Source organism: candidate division WOR-3 bacterium (assembly GCA_013177935.1).
Classification (GTDB): domain Bacteria; phylum Hydrothermota; class Tepidihabitantia; order Tepidihabitantales; family Tepidihabitantaceae; genus Tepidihabitans.
Map to the genome: position 1 here is coordinate 221,388 of JABLXZ010000002.1, position 17,824 is coordinate 239,211.

The following is a 17,824-nucleotide window of genomic DNA, read 5'->3' on the forward strand; positions in this document are numbered from 1 at the left end:
GTTGAGTTTATTGACATCTGGTAACAATTCCTCCAAACTTTTCTTCAAGTGGCAGACTCTTTTGCCGACCGATTGCGTACCCGCAGGGGCGTGGCGCTAATTTCGCTCATCGTTGCGGTTGTTGCTATCGGCATTTACCTGCCGACCCTGAGATACCAGTTTGTGTGGGAAGACAACCTGCTGATTGTGAACAATGCTTTGCTGACGCGTTCAGAAGTAAAGGATATTTTTTGCCGCGGTTTCTGGGCAGGCGCTCCAGACGAACTGGAGAATGATGCCGCAGTTCCCTATTATCGGCCAATAAGTACTCTATCATTCTGGTTGGACCAGAAGATTGCCGGAACCAGACCCTGGTATTTTCATCTGATTAATGTAATTCTCAGTGCCGGTTGTGCGGTGCTGGTGGTGCTGGTTGTGTGGGAACTGCTCCACTCGGCAGTTTGGGCGGGCATCGCCGGACTGCTCTTTGCCACGCATCCCGCGCATGTGGAATCGGTTGCTTTAGTCTCGGCAAGGTCTGACCTTTTGACCACATTGTTTCTTGGTTTCGCTACCTTTGCGCTGTTGCGCTCTCTCCGAAAACGGAACTGGCGCTGGTGGCTGGTAATCCCATTTTGTTACGCCCTTGCCCTGTTGAGTAAAGAGTCGGCAATCCTGTTTCCGCTTCTGGTTGTCTGGACGCCGTTTTTAATCCAGAACCGATTTCCCCGAAGGTTCGGGCTGGTGGTGGGAATTCTGTTTTTAATCGTGTTTGGTTATTTAAGTTTACGCCATCAGATATTCAATCAGGCGCTACCTTTACCTACCGACATTGCCAATGTGCGGTTTCTGAATATAGCAAACACTTTTGGCTTGTATATCCGGATGTTTTTATTGCCGTTTGAACACCGGGTCAAAATTCCGCCGGACCCGGCATTTTTGAAACTTACACCCCTTTTGCTTTACACGATGCTGTTCGTTTTGGTAACACCGCTGGCGGCGATGCGCCGGCGGTTCCGGGTTGCGTTGTTGGGTTACTTCTGGGGAATTCTTTTTTTGTTGCCGGTGAGTAACATCTATCCGATTGGACCGCAGGCGGCAGAGCGGCTGCTTTTTCTGCCTTCGTTTGGAATGGTGGTACTGGTGATTTCTCTTATTTCGCGCTTACTGGTTGCCCAGCATGCGGTGAGACAGGTGGTCGGGTTTGGTCTGGTGGCGCTTGCCGGGCTGTTTGCCTGGAATGTGGTTTCCCGACTGTCGGTGTGGCGCGATGAAAGAGCGCTTTTTTCGGCGATGATTAAAGAAGCGCCCCAGGTACCGGCCGCCTATGTCGGACTTGGCCGGGCACTACAAAATGAGATGCCCGATTCGGCAATTACCCTGTATAAGCGGGCGGTTTTACTGGACCAGGGTTTTGTGCCGGCGCATATAAACATTGCCCTTCTTTACAGTGAAAAAGGAGACCATCGTCGCGCGATTCATCATCTCCGGCTGGCAAACGAACTAAATCCCGATTCACCCCAGATTCTGACCAATTTGGGGTTCGCATTTTTTTACGGTGGGCAGTTTGACAGTGCGCTGGTCGCTTTTCATCGGGCGCAGGTTCTGGATTCGGCTCTGTTCCGAGCAAACCTGGGTGCCGGCTTGGCATTATGGGTTACAGGTGAAAGCGTCGCTGCAGGGCGTGAATTTAGTCGGCTGCAGCAGAATTTACCGGGTTGGAAAGACAGCGTACGGCAGATTGTTACACGCCGGGCACAAATCACCAGTTCTGCCGAAGAGCTGAGTCGGCTTGGCAGGGCACTCTATCTAATTGGTGACAGTGTCGGGGCAGAAGTTATGTATCGCCGGGTGCAGGTAGATGAGATACAAAGACCGTAGAGTTGAAGAAAGATTGTCTTCACCACCCTCCCCTGTATCCCCTCCCATTAAAGGAGGGGTTAAAATTATGCTGTGGTAGAAGGTCAATAACGGTAACGGGCGGCAATAGGAAAACGCCGACCGATACCAAACGCTCGGGTTGTTACTTTAAGTACGGGTGGTGCCTGGCGTCTTTTGTACTCGTTGCGGTCAATCTGTTCCACCACCCATTTTACTGTTTCGGGATTAAATCCCTGCTGCACGATTTCTTCGGGCGACATCTCCTCGTCAATGTAAAGGGCGATGATGCCATCCAGAATTTCGTAAGGGGGAAGTGTGTCCTGGTCTTTTTGGCCTGGTCGCAGTTCCGCTGATGGTGCTTTTTCAATTATCACCTGGGGGATGATTTCTTTTTCCCGGTTGATGTGGCGGGCAAGTTCATAAACGGTGGTTTTGGGTACATCGCCCAGCACCGCCAAGCCACCGCTCATATCGCCATAAAGGGTACAGTAACCTACCGCCAGTTCACTTTTGTTCCCGGTGGTTAAGACCAGATAGCCCAGTTTGTTGGAAAGCGCCATCAGGATGTTGCCCCGGATGCGTGCCTGGATGTTCTCTTCGGTCACATCCGGGTTCAGCCCGGCAAAAGCTGGTTTTAAAGTATCAAGGTAAGCATGATAAATCAGGGTGATTGGGATAGTGGTAAATTGGATATTCAGGTTTTCGGCGAGGCGCTGGGAGTCGGCGATGCTACCCGGCGAAGAAAACGGTGAAGGCATTGTGACACCTAAGACATTGTCTTTTCCCAGTGCTGCGACCGCAATACAGCAGACAACCGCCGAGTCAATTCCACCGGAAAGACCCACAACCACCTTTTTGAATCCGCACTTCTGAACATAATCCCGGACCCCAAGGATAAGCGCCTGATAAAGTGCTTCAATTTCCTGAGGTGGGTGATAGGTGATTGCCGGTTCTGGGGCGGTTTGCAGGTTCAAGACCACGACCTTTTCCTGAAACCAGGGGAGGACCGTTATTGGCTTGCCATTTTCGTCAAAGACAAAACTGCCACCGTCAAACACCAGTTCGTCGTTGGCACCGACCATATTTACAAAGACAAAAGGACGCCGATGTTTTGAAATGTGGGCACGGGCAAGTTCTGCCCGGAGTTGTTGTTTACCACGCCAGAACGGAGATGCGGCGATATTGATAAAAAGGTCAGCACCTGCCTGAGCCTGGAGTGCAATCGGGTCGATGTGGTAGATTTTTCTACCCCAGAGTTGCTTGCGGTTTGCGGCAGTGAGTTCAGATGGGTTCCAGGCATCTTCACAGATTGAGATGCCCAGTGCCGTTTCTTTGAAACGGGCAAGCCGGATTTCGGGTGCCGGGTCAAAATATCGCTCTTCATCGAACACATCGTAAAACGGCAGGAGCGATTTTGCCTGCCGGAAAAGCTCCTTGCCTTGCGCAAACAGGTGGGCGGTGTTGTGCAGGCCCCGGCCTGAATGGAGAGAGGAGGTTGCAACCGCGCCGACAAGGATGCCAGCATAACAGCGATTAGAAATTTCCTGGACCTCGTTCAGTGCCCTTTCGGTTGCAGCGACAAACCAGGTTCGGGTTAGTACATCGCGCGGCGGATACCCGGTTAAAAACATCTCCGGGAATATCACAAGGTCCGGTTTTTCCGGGTCGACCTTTTCCAGTGTCCGACGCAGGAGTTCAAGATTACCCTTCAGGTCACCGACAATGGGATTGAGCTGGGCTAAGGCGATTTTCATACCGCGACTATAGTTTGCCAAAAGGTCCGCACTTGTCAACCACCCCAGATAGTCTAAAATGGTGTGATGTTAATAGCGGTGGCAATTTTACTGACGATTACTACTACGACCTTAGAAGGTGCTGTGCCCCAGCAATCAACCCCTTCATCGCCGTTAGCCGGGACGCAAAGTGATTCGGTAGCGGTCAGCAGTACTTCCAAGCCGCTTGCCGGTCATCTGGTGGTGCTTTCGATTGATGATGGGCACCGTTCAGTGTACCAAAATGTTTACCCGCTACTTAAAAAGTATGATATGACTGCGACGCTTGCGGTTATCGTTAACACACTAACCGGCCAGAGTGTGAATTACCATACGGGCGGCAGTTCCTATTATCTCACCCGGGGCGAGATTAAGGAGCTGATTGACTCCTGTAACATTGAGATTGCCAGCCACACCCTTTCCCACCCCTGGCTCACGAGATTGGACAGCGCGCGGGCTTGGCAGGAGATTTACCGGTCCCGGATAATCCTTGAGTCACTTTTTGAAGTTCCGGTTGTAACCTTTGTTTATCCTTATGGTGATATGGACCAGAGGGTGCAGCGTTTGGTAAAACGCGCGGGTTACCGTGCGGCTCGGGCGGTGCGTTCTGGAGAAGTTAATTTCTGGCTTGACCCATATCGGTTACCAGAGTTTGAACTGCGGAGCGAGATTTCACTTGCTGCGGTTAAGAATTATGTTCGGAATCACCGGGTTTCAATTATTCTTTTGCACCGGATTGTGGAACAACCCCGGGTTTTTACCGAATGGTCGGCAAAAGACTTTGCCGAGTTTTTAGCATGGCTGGACGAGCAGGGTGTGAAAACGGTTCGTATTGCCGACCTTTATTACGATTGGCGCCGGGAGGTTGTGGCAAAGTTGATATCTGAAAATAAACCCAGGGCAGATTTATTCTACATCGACTCTTTATTCAAGAATGTAGACATCGACGCTACCCGAACTTTTCAACCCCGCTGATGCAAACGCTGCCATATTGGACTTTTTTCCGATAAAGATATCGATATGCTTCCCATCGACCGCGCTACCGATATCATGGGCATAAAAGATACCGTTCAGGCGTTTTCCGTCCACGACAACATTCTCCGCCTGGGGAATGTAAATTGTTGAGCCAAGTGGAATTACCTTTGGGTCAACTGCGATGGACTTTAGTTCGGTCAGGGTGTATCCGCCATGACCGAGAAACCTTTTAACCACCTGCACTCGGTTTTGCTTTTTTAGGTAACTGAGACAGGTGCCATCCCGGAGTCGGGCGGCAGATTCGGTTTTAAAATCTTTTACAAACGCCGGTGAAAATCTGCCCAAAAGCGCGCCGTCCTGGGTGTATAAAGGTACGGTACGGCTTTTCGGGTAATCTTTTTCCTCCACAACCCAGTAATAGGTGATCTTAAACTTGCCCAGATAGCGGGCGGTTTTAACATCCTGCTCGGGTCCAACACCGGAAAACAGCCATGCGGGCGGCAGCTGCCGAACCGGGTCCAGATAGACAGTCTGGACCCGGGGCCCAAAACAGCCCGAGACAAGAAAAAAGGCGAAAATCGCCCATCGGTTCATAAGATAAAATGATTACGGGCAGGAGGTCGCCTGTCAAGAAATTCCCGCCTATTTTGTAAGTTGTTGATATATAGTAAATTATATTACAGAAATCAATCGAATTCCAGCGCTGTTTGCGTTCCAGCCGGTGGTTTTCTTCCGAAATGTTGATATGCCAGAGGTGTTGCGACTCTGCCTCTCGGGGTGCGCTGAATAAACCCTTGCTGAAGTAAATAGGGCTCATAAACCTCTTCAATTGTACCCGGGTCTTCGCTGACCGCGGCGGATATGGAACTGATGCCGACCGGTCCGCCGTTGAATTTATCGATAACGGTCAAAAGGATTTTTTTGTCCATTTCATCCAAGCCGCGAGCGTCCACCTCCAGCTGGTCCAGGGCAAACTGAACAATCTCTTTATCAATCTCTTTTTTCCCCTGGACCTGGGCAAAGTCCCGGACCCGGCGCAAAAGCCGGTTGGCAATTCGGGGCGTACCCCGTGCCCGGGCGGCAATCTCTTTTGCACCCTCATCCTCAATCTCAATCTTTAAAATCCGGGCACTACGATGGACGATAGTGCACAGCTCTTCGGCAGGATAGTAATCCAGGCGCAGGATAATTCCAAATCGGGAGCGTAAGGGCGCGGTTAAAAGTCCGGTCCGGGTGGTGGCACCAACAAGGGTAAACCCCTCAAGCGCAATCTGCTCAGAACGGGCACCAGGACCCTTATCCAGCAAGATATCTATGGCAAAGTCTTCGAGCGCCGGGTAGAGAAACTCCTCAACCGCTTTGGTTGTCCGATGAATTTCATCAATAAACAGGATATCACCCCGATTAAGACGGGTTAAAATCCCGGCGAGGTCAATCGGTCTTTCCAGCACCGGTCCGGATGAACAGTGAATGGTACCGCCCAGTTCATAGGCAAGGATGTGGGCAAGGGTGGTTTTGCCCAAACCAGGTGGTCCGGACAAAAGGACATGTTCCAAGGGCTCCTGACGCATTTTTGCAGCCTGGATGAACACCCGGAGGTTCTCTTTCAACCGGGTCTGGCCAATAAACTCGTCCAGAGTTCGGGGCCGCAAACTTTCTTCAAGGGCATCTTCACCCCGCAACGGGTGGGGTGAAGACAACCTTTCAACTTTGGGCATATTTTTAACCCTTCTGGGCAAGCGCCTGTTTCAAGATGTCCTGAAGATTCATTTCCGGTGTGATTTTCAGTTTGGTAAGCCTTTCCTGTGCCTCTTTTCGGGTGAGACCGAGTGCGGTCAGGGCGTTTAGCGCATCGGCAAGAACCCCGGGCTTACACTGTTCAGCGGACGATACCGCGCCTGTGGGTACATTTTCGTGAAACCGTTTAAGTATCGCCTCAACCTTTTTCGGTCCGATGCCGGGTGCAGACCTGAGCAGTTCGGTTTTACCCTGATTTATGGCGGCGGTTATTTCTTCTGGTGTCCAGCGGGACAAAAGATTTAAAGCCGCTTTAGGTCCCACCCCCTTTACGCTGGTCAGGAGTTCAAACACCTCCTTTTCCTTTTGGGTGGCAAACCCGTAAAGTTGAACGCCAGCGCGGTCGAGGGTAAATACGACGAGGAGACTTACATCTTCATTACAGCCCGGGAGCAGTCGTGATGTGGAAAGGGGCACGATGAGTTCAAACCCAATGCCTCCGGCAGTGACCACAACCCGGGTTGGCTCTTTTGAGATTAACTTACCCTGAATCTGGGAAATCACCGCGGTTGTCGATTTTCAAGGCAGAAGGCGACTGCGAGCGCGTCGGCGGCATGCTCCTGAACCGCACCCTTAATCTTTAACACCTTCCGCACCATAAAGTTCAACTGTGCCTTTGATGCCCGGCCTGAGCCGGTTATCGCCAGTTTTATCGTTGCCGGGGTAAGTTCAAAAACCGGGATTTTTTTACGGGCTAAGATAAACATAAGAACCCCGCGCGACTGGGCTGAAAGAATTACGCTGCGGGCACCGCCGTTCTTAAAAAAAAGGGTTTCAATGGCACAGCAGGACGGTTTAAACCGGTCCAGCACCTGTTCCAGTTCGCTTCCGAGTCGGGCAAGTCTTTGGGGTACCGATTCACGGGTGTCGGTTCGTATCACCCCAAAACCGAGCACCTTCCCTTTTTCCAGGACGCCAAACCCGGTGGCACTTAACCCCGGGTCAATGCCGATGATGCGGTTAAATTTAACTCCCGGCGGATGATACTCTTTCGAGAACCTCGTCCGGGATGTCGAAGTTGGCATAAACCTGCTGGACTTCTTCCAGCTCTTCAAGCATCTCAATCAGTTTCAGGACTTTGGGCGCATCAGATTCCGAAACGGGTACGGTGTTGGTTGCCACCTGGGTAAGTTCGGCGCTCATCCATTCGATACCTGCTGCCTTTAACTGCCGCTTTACCTCTTCAAAGTTTTCCACTGAGGTGACCACGGTATAGCCGGCAGAGTCGGTTTGAACATCGTCGGCACCGGCTTCGAGCGCAACCGATAAAACGGTGTCCTCATCCGCTTTGCCTTTCTCAATCACAATTAGCCCTTTGGGCTTGAACTGCCAGGCAACGCAACCTGCAGCGCCCATTGAACCGCCGTACTTATCGAACACATGGCGGACCTCAGCGGTGGTGCGGTTTTTGTTGTCGGTTAAAACCCGTACCAGGAGCGCCACACCACCCGGTGCATAACCTTCATAGAGGACCTCTTCGTAAGTCACGCCCGGGAGTTCACCAGTGCCCCGTTTAATCGCCCGTTCAATGTTCTCGGCGGGCATATTTATTGCCTTTGCCGCTTCAACTGCGCTGCGCAACCGGGGATTTGCCTCAATGTCGCCACCACCGATTCGTGCCGCAGTGGTGATTTCTCGAATTAATTTAGAAAATGCGCGACCACGGGCGGCGTCCGCCTTACTCTTTTTATGCTTAATTGTTGCCCACTTCGAATGTCCAGACATAATATCCTCCTGCGGTCAGTGTTAAACAAAACTTCACCTTCATATTGTAAAACGGGACAGCCGAATTGTCAACAGCGAATTTGGGACTTACTTTGCCCAGTTCACCTTGTGTTGTGCGACAAAACCGTTTGCAGAGATGGCGATGAGATAGGTGCCGCGACGCACGACACGGCCATTTTCATCGGTGCCGTCCCACACGATTGAATGGTAACCAGGGGATTGACGCTCTTCAAGCAGGGTGCGCACCGGTCTGCCAACAAGGTCAAAGACCTCGGCACGTACGGTTCCGGACTGGTTAAGCAGATACTCAATGCGCAGATAACCGCGGCGCACCGCGGGCTGGGCACGGACGATTTGAACGGTACCGGTGCGGGCGCGGCGTTCTCTGATGCCGACCGCGGTGCCACCCACGGAGAAAACAAGTGCCGGATAATGGTTTGAGGGCAAGAGCAACGCATTCTGAATTGCGGTTCTTTCGCTCGGGGTCAAAGGCATCGTCAGGAAAGCGGAAAGGCCAAGGATGTGTGCCTGCATCAAAAGATTAAAGGCGACAAACCCAACCTCTTCCATTGTCCGATAGGAGGTGGTGTCATCCACACAGACCACGATGTAGGCGGGTGCGGTAGAAGGAATCCGGCTTACGGCAAGACGCAGGTCAGCGCGGCGGTCACCGCTCAGGACCCGTTCCAGCCGATGGTCACGGGTGGTGAGATTTGTGCCCGGTGGCAGGCGATTGTGATAGCGGTCAACTCCTTCTTCCCGGATGAGGTAAATTTTTCCGGTGAGGAAGTAGCCAGCAACCGCGCTGGGCACGGTCAAACCCTGGCGGTTGTTGGATGTGGTGTGCGGGGCAACGCCGTAACCAGCCCAGAGTAACTGGGAAAAGGTTTCAAGGGAAAGGTTGCCGGGCGAAAAGACCGAATCCTGGGTTAACTCCATCAACACCAGTTCAAAGGTGTCGTTCCCTTTGGTAATCGGTGCGGGCAGACTGGAGTCAGAAGAGATGGCAACAAGGGTTGAGTCCAGAGGTCTTGCCGGTGCATTGCCAAACACATTGACCAGCATTATCGGATGGTCTGGTCGCCAGTTGCTGTTGGCGTAATCCGCTGCCCATTTCATCGGGCAGCAGACAACATTACCGCCAGTTTCGTCCCGGAACGCGGTGGCGGCAATCAAACCGGCTTGAATCGCCATACCAGCATCTTCATGCCGGGGTGTGGCGATGCCAATCTCAAATGCCGAGCCGGAATAGTAGCGATGGTCACCGGCAAGGTGCACGGTCAAAGAGCGTGTGGTGGGCTCATAACGGTACACATTTTCCCGGGTGGCAACATAAAACTCCCGATAAGAACCAGAACAGGGCACACGTGCCATTGCCCACAGGACATTAGCCAGAACCTGTTCGGGCAGACTGTCCTCAAAACCGCTATGCACCGAGTAGCGGCTGTTGAGCAGAAGTTCAAAAGAGTGGCGATTGATAATCGGTGCGGGCAGGCTGTCGGTGGAACTTCTAACCCCAGCGACAGATAAGGCGACCAGCGCGATAAGCCCGGCGCCAATCGTTTTCAGTCCCAATGGAGACCGCATTTTAATTATAATACCGGAAAATCCGGTTCTGGTCAACCCCGGGCAAATTTCGAAAAAGCCGGAAAGCGCAGTAGCCAGATAGTGCGGCAGGGGTTTTTCTATTTTCTTCCCCTTCGTGGGAGGATTTTCCCGTCTTTCTCCTCCCTTTAATGGTTTTCTATTTTCTTCCCACTTCTTGAACGGGATATTCCCATTTCTTTCCCTCCCTTGAAGGATTTTTTCACTTCTTTCCCTCCCTGGAAGGGAGGGATAAAAGGGAGGGTGAACATAAACTTTCGAGCCCTGTTTGACAACAAAGGTAAGGTTTTTATGCTTTTACAGTGATGAAATCCAAGGGAGGAACATATGGATATGAATAAACCCAAGCCCGCGACCGGGGTCGAGCGCTACATCGCCGCGGCAAAAGAGCAACTGGCGGCAGAGAAGCGACGCTGGGAGCGGGCAAAGAGGATGCGGTTTGACACAATTGCGGTGCGGGGTATGTACACCGTTGAGGAGGCGATTGAGAAAAATCAGGGCGCGATTATTGAGCCGCTGTTTCTCTCCTCGGCACAGGCATACCGGGACTCAGACGAACTGGAGGCGGCGCTCTCCTACCAGATTCCAACCTGGTGCTACACCCGGATTCACAACCCAACCTTAGGCTATCTCGAAAACACCCTTGCCCTGCTTGAGACCTACGGTTCGGACCTTGAGGCGGGCTGCTGTGTTTACTCGTCCGGAATGGCGGCGATTGAAAATGTTACCGACACCCTCTTAGTGCGACAGGGCGATGAAAAGCCCAACTTTGTTTCCCAGTGCCAGATTTACGGTGGCACATTCCAGCAGTTCAATGTCCGGAAGATGGCAGAACGGGGCATTGAGGTGCGCTGGGTTCTGCATCCGGAAGACCCGAACGAGTGGCGCAAAAAGATTGACCGCAACACCCGATTCTTGTACGCCGAGGTGCCATCCAACCCCGGGCTCCAGTTCTTTGACTTAAAGCCGGTGATTGAACTGGCGCACGAGCACGGGATTCCGATGGTTGTGGACTCAACGATTGCCTCACCGGCGCTGCTCAGGCCACTGACTCTGGGCGCAGACATTGTGATTCATTCGGTGACCAAGGTGATGAGCACCTCAGGAATGGGAATGGCAGGCGCGGTCATCGCGCGCAAGCCGATAATTTCAAACATCCCTAACGACGAGATGAAGCAGGACTTTGCCCTGTATCTCAAGCGCTATCCCCAGCGTGACCAGGGTGGCTGTTTACATCCGTTTCAGGCGCTGATGACCTTAAACGACCTGCGGGATTTGCGTCATCGGGTTGACCTGTTCAGCCAGAGTGCGCTGCGCGTTGCCCAGTTCCTGGCATCTCATCCCGCGGTGCTGGAGGTGAGTTACCTTGGCCTGGAGAGCCATCCGCTCCACAAAGTTGCGTCCCAATACCTGTTTTTGGTTGACGCCGAGAACGACCCGCGCTACTTAAAGCCGGTAAACCGCTACACCCATCTGATGGCGTTTCGGCCCAAAGGGGGCCATCAGGTAACGCGTAAGGTTTTTGACCGGTTCCAGTTAATCTGGCGCGCCACCGATTTAGGCAGAATCAAAACGGTCGCAACCATCCCGTCCATCTCAACCCATCTTTTGCAGGGCGAAGAGTGCCGGGAGATGGCATGCATCCCTTCGGATTTGATTCGGCTCTCGGTCGGTGGTGAAGACCCGGAAGACATCATCGCCGACTTAAAGCAGGCGCTGGAAGGGGCTTAACCGATGCGTTTCTATTCCACCAATTTGAAGGCGCCCTCGGTTGATTTAGCCACTGCACTCCTTGTTGGTCAGGCACCGGACAAAGGGCTTTATATGCCGGAACAGATTCCGGTGCTTCCCGAAGAGGAGATTTATGAACTGGCAGACCAGCCTTATCCTGAGGTGGCGTTTGCGGTGATGCGGCGCTGGGCTTCCGGACTTCTGCCCGACGACGAACTTTTGAAAATCTGCTATGAGTGCTACAACTATCCGGTGCCCTTAGAAAATGTGGTCGGCAACCGGTTTTTGATGCGGCTGGACCGCGGTCCAACCGCCTCATTCAAAGACTTTGCCGCCCGGATGATGGCGCGGCTTTTGCGCCACATCTTAAAACAGTCGGGCGGCGAACTGGTAATTTTGACCGCGACCTCAGGTGACACGGGCAGTGCGGTTGCCCACGCCTTTCACAATGTTGACCGCATCAGGATGGTGGTCTTGTTTCCGATTGCCGAGGTTTCGGACCGGCAGCGCAAACAGATGACCACCCTTGGTGGCAATGTCACGACAATCGGGATTGACGGCAAGTTTGACGACTGTCAGGCGCTGGTCAAGCGGGCGTTTGCCGACCCGGATTTAAAGCACATCCCGTTCTCCTCGGCAAACTCCATCAACATCGGCCGGCTTCTGCCCCAGTCGGTTTACTACTTCTACGCCTATGCCCAGCTTGCAGAAAAGGGTACCCGGGCGGTGTTCTGTGTACCCTCGGGCAACTTTGGCAATATGTGCGCTGGTATGCTTGCCTGGAGAATGGGCTTACCAGTTGAACGGTTTATCATCGCCACCAATGAGAACGACGAGTTCCCGAAGTTTCTGCAAACCGGCAAGTACGAAAAGATTGTGCCCTCGCGCAAATGCATCTCCAATGCGATGAATGTGGGACATCCTTCAAACCTGCCCCGGCTTGTTGCGCTCTACTCCGGCGTGATGGACGAGCAGGGCAACATTACACAACCGCCTGACCTCAAGGCGATGCAGCGCGATATGTTCTCCTTGAGCATCACCGATAGCGAGACCCGCGAGACAATTGTCAACACCTACAAAAAGTTCCACACCCTGCTTGAGCCGCACGGCGCGGTGGGCTGGGCAGCGCTCGAGCGGTACTGCGTTCAGAAAGAGCCGACCCTATCAATTGCGATTGAGACCGCGCACCCGGCAAAGTTTCCCGAGGAAATCAAGAGCCTGCTCGGGATTGAGCCGGAACCGCCTGAGGCGCTTTTGGGTCTGGACACCAAACCGGAACAGTACGAAACCGCACCAGCGGACTACAACTGGTTCAAGGATTACTTAAAGAAAAATCTGGCGCGTTAAAACCGGGTGATGAAGTACATCGTATTTTTGGGTGATGGAATGGCAGACGACGCGGTGCCAGAACTGGGCAACCGCACCCCATTACAGGTGGCGCAGAAACCGACAATTGACCGCATCGCCCGGCTCGGCAGGTGCGGCAGTTTTATCACCGTGACCGAAGATATGCCGCCCGGTTCTGAGGTTGCCAACCTGACGATTCTCGGCTACGACCCGCACCGCTACTATCAGGGCAGGGGTGTGATTGAGGCGGCAAGTATGGGCGTAAAACTGGAGCCCGATGATGTTGCCCTGCGCTGTAACCTCATCTGCATCCAGGACGGCAAAATCAAAAACCACTCCGCGGGCCACATCTCAACCGAAGAGGCAACGCTTTTGATTGAAGAGGTCAACCGGCAACTGGCAAACGAGACGGTTCACTTCTATCCGGGCTTCACCTACCGGCACCTGTGTGTCCTGAAACAGGGTTCACCGGAGATTGAGTGCTTTCCACCGCACGACTATGTGGGTGAAAAGGCGCTGGAACTTTTGCCCCGGGCAAAAACGCCCGAAGCCGAGCCCACCGCGCAACTTTTGCGTCACTTAATCCTTTCCTCCTGGGACATTCTGCCAGGACAGGCGGTCAACCTCAACCGCACCCTGCAGGGCAAAGACCCGGCAAACTCCATCTGGTTCTGGTCACCGGGCAAAAAACCGACGATGCCCACCTATCAGGAACTGTTCGGCTTAAAAGGTGCGGTCATCTCCGCGGTTGACTTGATCAAAGGCTTGGGCGTTTATGCCGGATTTGATGTGATTGAGGTGCCGGGCGCTACCGGTTTGATTGACACCAACTACGAAGGCAAGGCGGACGCCTGCTTGCGCGCGCTCGAAGACCACGACTTTGTTTACCTTCATCTGGAAGCGCCCGATGAGGCGGGCCACAGCCGCGATGTTAAGCAGAAGGTTCTGGCGATTGAACTGTTTGATAGGCGGCTTGTTTCCCGGGTGATGGCGGGTTTAGAAGAAAAAAAGATTTGCGCGACCGTGGCGGTTCTGCCCGACCACAAAACACCGGTGGCACGTGGCAACCATACGCACGGACCGGTGCCGGTTGCAATCTACAACCCGCATCTGCCTGCGGATGCGGTCCAGCGCTTTGACGAACAGTCGGTATTGAACGGTGCGTTAGGGGTCCTGAAAGGCGACGAGTTCATCAAAACCTTTTTAGGCAGGGCGGTTTAACCGGACAGCGCGCAGCAATTCCGGGGGCAAAATCCCACCGCTTCACACATAATTTTCATCCAGTTCCCAGTTTAAGGGGTTGTTGATAATGTATTCTCGGATTTTATTCAGGTCCTCGTCATTACGGATGATGTGTTCGTAATAGTTGCGTTGCCAGACCGGCACGCCTGCTGTCTGGTGCAGTTGATTGATTTGTTTTGCGGCGTTCATTTTGAACCGGCCAACAATTTTTGGCAACAACATTTTGCGTCGTTGAATCCATTCGGGCAATTGGTTGGGTTGGCGTAATTCATTTGGTACGGGCAATTCATGAATTGCCCCTACGGGATGCGGTTCTGAACAATCGATTATAAAAACAATACCGTGAATATGGTTCGGCATAATAACGAATTCATCCAACTGGGCACCGGGAAAATGGCAGGGAATTTCGCGCCAACATTTTTGCACAACTTCACCGCACTCATTCAATCGCATTGCACCATCAACAATTGCACCGAACAAACATTTGCGGTTTTTTGTGCAAATCGTGATAAAATACGCCCCGGATTGTGAATAATCGTAATCCTTTAATCTAACTGACCGCCGGTGGTATTTTCGTTCGGGATTTTCTATTTCAGACACTCTTTGCTTTATCCAACCTTTGTTTTACGGGTTCCGCTACAGGACAGGGCACCTTTCGTTGTGCCTATTTCAGGTCGAAATTAACTATTTTGTAAATATTTTCGCCCTTTTTCGGTAATCTCCCAAACCCCTCGTGGTGAGTCTGGTTTAAGCAATCCCTCATTGACCATTGTATATCGTGCCCATTGCGCGGTATTTTCCCATCTCTTTGTTGTTGGCGTAGATTTAAGGGGCTGAAAATCGTAGGGGGTCAAAATGTGCTTCATTTTTTCATAAACCTTTTTTAGTACTACCTGCATTTCAGCTTTTCCGCCTAATTCAACAAGCGATTGAAGTATTGGCTTAAAGAATTCGCTTTCCGGTGTTCTTAAACCGCGTCCTAATTTACCACGCTGTCTTCGCCTTCTCTTTGATTTTGGGACTACTGTCGAAAAGATGTTTTGCCATTCGTCCTGGAGCGCTTTGACTTTCTCACGGAAATTCTTTAGTCGCTCTCCATATTCAGCAAGGTTTTTCACCTTTTCGTAATCCCTGCCCTTCACCATTTTTTCGGCCTCTTGGTCAAGGAGATTAGAAACCTCCTCAATTTCCTCAATGAGGATTTCAAAAGCCGTGTTTACTTCGTTTTTGTTCATTGTTGACCTCCTTATGGTCTACATCCGCAATTTTGGGTCGTCTATTTTGAAAGGAAACTATAAACCAATTCATCTATTATTATTACCCGTTACCGCGAGTAGTGTTTAAAGTTAAAATATGTGCCTTCTTGCCACGGAAATTTTAGAGATTTGAAGTGATTAAAATTAATAAAAAATATAAACATAGGATTGTGGGGGTGGTATTTTAAATGTTTTATAAATATCTAATTCTTTTTTATATTTTTTTATTTTTTTTATCTTTATTGCATATCCTATGTTCTTGCCTTCGTAATATTTCCAAAAAAAACTTTCGTCGATTCCAGCGTATTCTTTTGTCATTAACCACAATTCTAACAACGGTAATTCGTATATGTCTTCGATAAGAAATTCACCAACAACTGCTTTCCATGGGGAGGTAGCATATATTACAACGCTTTCGACCTCTTTTTTAAATATTTTTTTTCTAAATTCATATTTTTTTTGCCCCGATAAAATTTTCACAACAAATTCGGGCTTAATAGATAATAAAACTTTCATCGATTTTTGCCTCCGTTATAATCCTTTTGAAGGCTTCTGGGTCTATCGGCTTTAACCCTCGAAGTTCTCCTTCGTTACCACTTAGCACACCTAATTCAAGCAACTTTTTTCTGTTTAATCTTTCACCTTCCCGGAAAGAATAAACGTGTAAAAATTGTATGATAAATGGTTTTAATTCTATTTTATAATTCACCAACCCTGTTGGTCTATAATCCCAAAATTTTATTAGTTCATTATCATCAAAGACGCTACGTTTTCTGCATTTTAGTATAAAATCGTGTTCGTCAATAATTTTATCTATTTTATCCTCAACGACCCCTATCGCACTTATTACCGCAGTATAGTATGCAGATTTACCTAATTCTCCTGTTCTGTAAAACAATAAAATGTCATTTTGGGAGACGTTTCTTTCCAGAGATCTCGATATGTAAACTTTCGATATGGCATTACGATGCGGTTTGTTTTCTCTAAAATTATCGGGGGATTCAGTTCTTAAAATTGAATCAGGGAACAATTCAGTATGGAATTTGGGATAAATGGGTACAATAAATATTCTTGTGTTCCTTGTCGTAATATATGGATAAGTTTTTTTGGGGTCATCGTAATTATAATTTTTACGAAAGTCTCTTACCAACACCATTTCTTTTGTTGATTTTTTGGTTCCGTACTCATTAAACCCCCATTTTTTCAATAAATCGATAAGTCTTCTTTGTTCGTCTCGCTTACTAAAAATTGTAACGTAAATTTCATCCACTTTTTGTGCCAACGCATTATCGAATATAATTTTTAAAAACCTTTCGCCGAGGCGATAACCATTCAATTCCACTTTAAAGCTACCAATTTTAAGTCTCTTTTTAGGCTCAAAAATTGGCTCCATATCAGAATAATTCTCATCCTTGCCTTCTACTTTTAAATATAAGAAAGCATTTAATCTCTCACCAGTATATGATACATAAACAGGTTCGCTTGATTTTCTCTTAAACCAATTGTCAAACTTTGGGTAATCTTCTCTGAATGAATCAAAAAAAGCATCTTTTAAATTGACTTCTCCAAAGTAACTTTTACGTACACTTAAAACTTTATAGTCGATTAAATCTGGATTTTCGGTAATTACTTTTTCAAGATACTCTTCTATGGAATAAACACGGTCCTCAATGCCTAATAATTTAGCCTTTTCGTGTAATTTTTTGTCCTCTGTTATTAAAATATCAACTGTTCCCTTAAATACTTCATTTAATAGTAAGGTATCATTTTTATCATTTTCTGTTGTATCGACATTTTTTGTTTTTTGTAAAACTTCACCTTCTAATGTATAATTAGTCTTTAATACGTTATAACTCTGGAGTTTTATGTTGAAAGATTTTTTAATGTCTTCATCATTAATCTTGTTTATCTCTTTTATAGTAATTGGATGAATGATTTTTTCTATCCTCAATTTGTCTAGCCAATAAAAAAGTTTTCCAATATCACTATGAATAACGTCAGCTCTATTGGTCTCACGATGAATGATTATATTAGTATCTAATAAGACTTTCGTACTCATTATATTTTTTCTTCATAGACAATTTTAATTCATCCTCGGTCAAATTATATATACCAGCCAATCAACTGAGCGTTCGTATTCTTTGAACCTGCATTGGTTTGAGCGGTTTCCAACTAATCTTCGGATTTGGTGATGTCTTGGGTTCGAAAGAGAATACGAGGTAGACGGTCTATTACTCATCGGTCTATCTTGTGTTATGCATTATATTAAACTGATGGCGTGGGTGGTGTCAAGGAAAAATGGATTTGGGGCGGTGAAGCGAGTGCGGGGGCTGGTACTCTGGAGTTTGTGGTGTTCACGGGTGGTTGTCAGGTGTAATGTGGAGTTAGGGCGATTAGGGCGGTGGAAACTACCCCCGGAAGGGGGGAGGGGGTCGTTTCCCAGACGGTTTCGGCTGGTAATCAACCGATTATCAATGGTTTAACCAGTTCGTTAATCTGTTGCCGGATTTGGGG

At 49.6% G+C, this 17,824-nt stretch carries 17 protein-coding genes; 6 read left to right on the forward strand and 11 right to left on the reverse strand.

What is annotated here, in order from left to right:
* Positions 1-48 precede the first annotated feature (48 nt).
* The gene (locus HPY86_04210; GenBank protein ID NPV14116.1) at positions 49-1,860 is read left to right on the forward strand and encodes a phospholipid carrier-dependent glycosyltransferase; all 1,812 of its coding nucleotides are present in this window, start codon (positions 49-51) and stop codon (positions 1,858-1,860) included.
* A gap of 83 nt (positions 1,861-1,943) precedes the next feature.
* On the opposite strand, the gene HPY86_04215 is transcribed toward HPY86_04210, so the two are convergent.
* Positions 1,944-3,614, reverse strand: a complete 1,671-nt coding sequence (locus HPY86_04215; GenBank protein NPV14117.1) for an NAD+ synthase — start codon at positions 3,612-3,614, stop codon at positions 1,944-1,946.
* A gap of 66 nt (positions 3,615-3,680) precedes the next feature.
* On the opposite strand from HPY86_04215, the gene HPY86_04220 reads away from it, so the two are divergent.
* Complete coding sequence (locus HPY86_04220) at positions 3,681-4,607, forward strand: polysaccharide deacetylase family protein (protein NPV14118.1); 927 nt, start codon at positions 3,681-3,683, stop codon at positions 4,605-4,607.
* On the opposite strand, the gene HPY86_04225 is transcribed toward HPY86_04220, so the two are convergent.
* The 6 genes from HPY86_04225 to HPY86_04250 all read right to left on the reverse strand — a co-directional run bounded on the left by HPY86_04225 (position 4,557) and on the right by HPY86_04250 (position 9,716).
* Entirely contained in the window at positions 4,557-5,201 is a 645-nt protein-coding gene (locus tag HPY86_04225; GenBank protein ID NPV14119.1) for a hypothetical protein, read from the reverse strand. The genes HPY86_04220 and HPY86_04225 overlap by 51 nt on opposite strands.
* 92 nt (positions 5,202-5,293) lie before the next feature.
* Positions 5,294-6,325 (reverse strand): Holliday junction branch migration DNA helicase RuvB, encoded by a 1,032-nt coding sequence (gene ruvB / locus HPY86_04230; GenBank protein ID NPV14120.1) that lies wholly within the window; start codon positions 6,323-6,325, stop codon positions 5,294-5,296.
* 4 nt (positions 6,326-6,329) lie between these two features.
* Positions 6,330-6,908: a Holliday junction branch migration protein RuvA gene (locus tag HPY86_04235; GenBank protein ID NPV14121.1), complete on the reverse strand. Its 579-nt coding sequence runs from the start codon at positions 6,906-6,908 to the stop codon at positions 6,330-6,332.
* Positions 6,905-7,429 carry a crossover junction endodeoxyribonuclease RuvC gene (gene ruvC / locus HPY86_04240; GenBank protein ID NPV14122.1) on the reverse strand — a complete coding sequence of 175 codons (525 nt, stop codon included), beginning with the start codon at positions 7,427-7,429 and terminating at the stop codon, positions 6,905-6,907. The genes HPY86_04235 and ruvC overlap by 4 nt, the downstream gene beginning before the upstream one ends.
* Positions 7,371-8,129, reverse strand: coding sequence for a YebC/PmpR family DNA-binding transcriptional regulator (locus HPY86_04245; GenBank protein ID NPV14123.1), 759 nt, complete (start codon positions 8,127-8,129; stop codon positions 7,371-7,373). The genes ruvC and HPY86_04245 overlap by 59 nt, the downstream gene beginning before the upstream one ends.
* An 87-nt stretch (positions 8,130-8,216) precedes the next feature.
* Positions 8,217-9,716: a hypothetical protein gene (locus HPY86_04250; protein ID NPV14124.1), complete on the reverse strand. Its 1,500-nt coding sequence runs from the start codon at positions 9,714-9,716 to the stop codon at positions 8,217-8,219.
* 351 nt (positions 9,717-10,067) lie between these two features.
* Between HPY86_04250 and HPY86_04255 the strand changes: the two genes are divergently transcribed.
* From HPY86_04255 to HPY86_04265, 3 genes are read left to right on the forward strand one after another with little or no spacing between them, the layout of a single operon-like run.
* Positions 10,068-11,465 carry an O-acetylhomoserine aminocarboxypropyltransferase/cysteine synthase gene (locus HPY86_04255; protein NPV14125.1) on the forward strand — a complete coding sequence of 466 codons (1,398 nt, stop codon included), beginning with the start codon at positions 10,068-10,070 and terminating at the stop codon, positions 11,463-11,465.
* A gap of 3 nt (positions 11,466-11,468) precedes the next feature.
* The gene (gene thrC / locus HPY86_04260) at positions 11,469-12,812 is read left to right on the forward strand and encodes a threonine synthase (protein ID NPV14126.1); all 1,344 of its coding nucleotides are present in this window, start codon (positions 11,469-11,471) and stop codon (positions 12,810-12,812) included.
* 9 nt (positions 12,813-12,821) lie between these two features.
* Complete coding sequence (locus HPY86_04265) at positions 12,822-14,033, forward strand: cofactor-independent phosphoglycerate mutase (GenBank protein NPV14127.1); 1,212 nt, start codon at positions 12,822-12,824, stop codon at positions 14,031-14,033.
* Positions 14,034-14,075: 42 nt separating this feature from the next.
* Here HPY86_04265 and HPY86_04270 read toward each other — a convergent pair whose 3' ends face one another.
* From HPY86_04270 to HPY86_04285, 4 genes are all read right to left on the reverse strand, one after another.
* A complete protein-coding gene (locus HPY86_04270) occupies positions 14,076-14,645 on the reverse strand; it encodes a transposase (protein NPV14128.1) in 570 nt (189 codons plus the stop codon).
* Positions 14,646-14,734: 89 nt separating this feature from the next.
* A complete protein-coding gene (locus HPY86_04275; GenBank protein ID NPV14129.1) occupies positions 14,735-15,289 on the reverse strand; it encodes a hypothetical protein in 555 nt (184 codons plus the stop codon).
* Positions 15,290-15,454: 165 nt separating this feature from the next.
* Entirely contained in the window at positions 15,455-15,826 is a 372-nt protein-coding gene (locus tag HPY86_04280; protein ID NPV14130.1) for a hypothetical protein, read from the reverse strand.
* Positions 15,804-17,369: a hypothetical protein gene (locus HPY86_04285; GenBank protein ID NPV14131.1), complete on the reverse strand. Its 1,566-nt coding sequence runs from the start codon at positions 17,367-17,369 to the stop codon at positions 15,804-15,806. Before HPY86_04285 ends, HPY86_04280 begins: the two co-directional genes overlap by 23 nt.
* A 196-nt stretch (positions 17,370-17,565) precedes the next feature.
* Between HPY86_04285 and HPY86_04290 the strand changes: the two genes are divergently transcribed.
* Positions 17,566-17,793, forward strand: coding sequence for a hypothetical protein (locus tag HPY86_04290; protein ID NPV14132.1), 228 nt, complete (start codon positions 17,566-17,568; stop codon positions 17,791-17,793).
* The last annotated feature ends 31 nt before the right edge of the window (positions 17,794-17,824 follow it).

Coding starts and splice junctions, on each gene's coding strand:
- HPY86_04215 (NPV14117.1), bottom strand. CDS start 3,614: ATGAAAATCGCCTTAGCCCAGCTCAATCCCATTGTCGGTGACCTGAAG.
- HPY86_04220 (NPV14118.1), top strand. CDS start 3,681: ATGTTAATAGCGGTGGCAATTTTACTGACGATTACTACTACGACCTTA.
- HPY86_04225 (NPV14119.1), bottom strand. CDS start 5,201: ATGAACCGATGGGCGATTTTCGCCTTTTTTCTTGTCTCGGGCTGTTTT.
- ruvB (NPV14120.1), bottom strand. CDS start 6,325: ATGCCCAAAGTTGAAAGGTTGTCTTCACCCCACCCGTTGCGGGGTGAA.
- ruvC (NPV14122.1), bottom strand. CDS start 7,429: ATGCCAACTTCGACATCCCGGACGAGGTTCTCGAAAGAGTATCATCCG.
- HPY86_04245 (NPV14123.1), bottom strand. CDS start 8,129: ATGTCTGGACATTCGAAGTGGGCAACAATTAAGCATAAAAAGAGTAAG.
- HPY86_04250 (NPV14124.1), bottom strand. CDS start 9,716: ATGCGGTCTCCATTGGGACTGAAAACGATTGGCGCCGGGCTTATCGCG.
- HPY86_04255 (NPV14125.1), top strand. CDS start 10,068: ATGAATAAACCCAAGCCCGCGACCGGGGTCGAGCGCTACATCGCCGCG.
- thrC (NPV14126.1), top strand. CDS start 11,469: ATGCGTTTCTATTCCACCAATTTGAAGGCGCCCTCGGTTGATTTAGCC.
- HPY86_04265 (NPV14127.1), top strand. CDS start 12,822: ATGAAGTACATCGTATTTTTGGGTGATGGAATGGCAGACGACGCGGTG.
- HPY86_04275 (NPV14129.1), bottom strand. CDS start 15,289: ATGAACAAAAACGAAGTAAACACGGCTTTTGAAATCCTCATTGAGGAA.
- HPY86_04280 (NPV14130.1), bottom strand. CDS start 15,826: ATGAAAGTTTTATTATCTATTAAGCCCGAATTTGTTGTGAAAATTTTA.
- HPY86_04285 (NPV14131.1), bottom strand. CDS start 17,369: ATGAGTACGAAAGTCTTATTAGATACTAATATAATCATTCATCGTGAG.
- HPY86_04290 (NPV14132.1), top strand. CDS start 17,566: ATGCATTATATTAAACTGATGGCGTGGGTGGTGTCAAGGAAAAATGGA.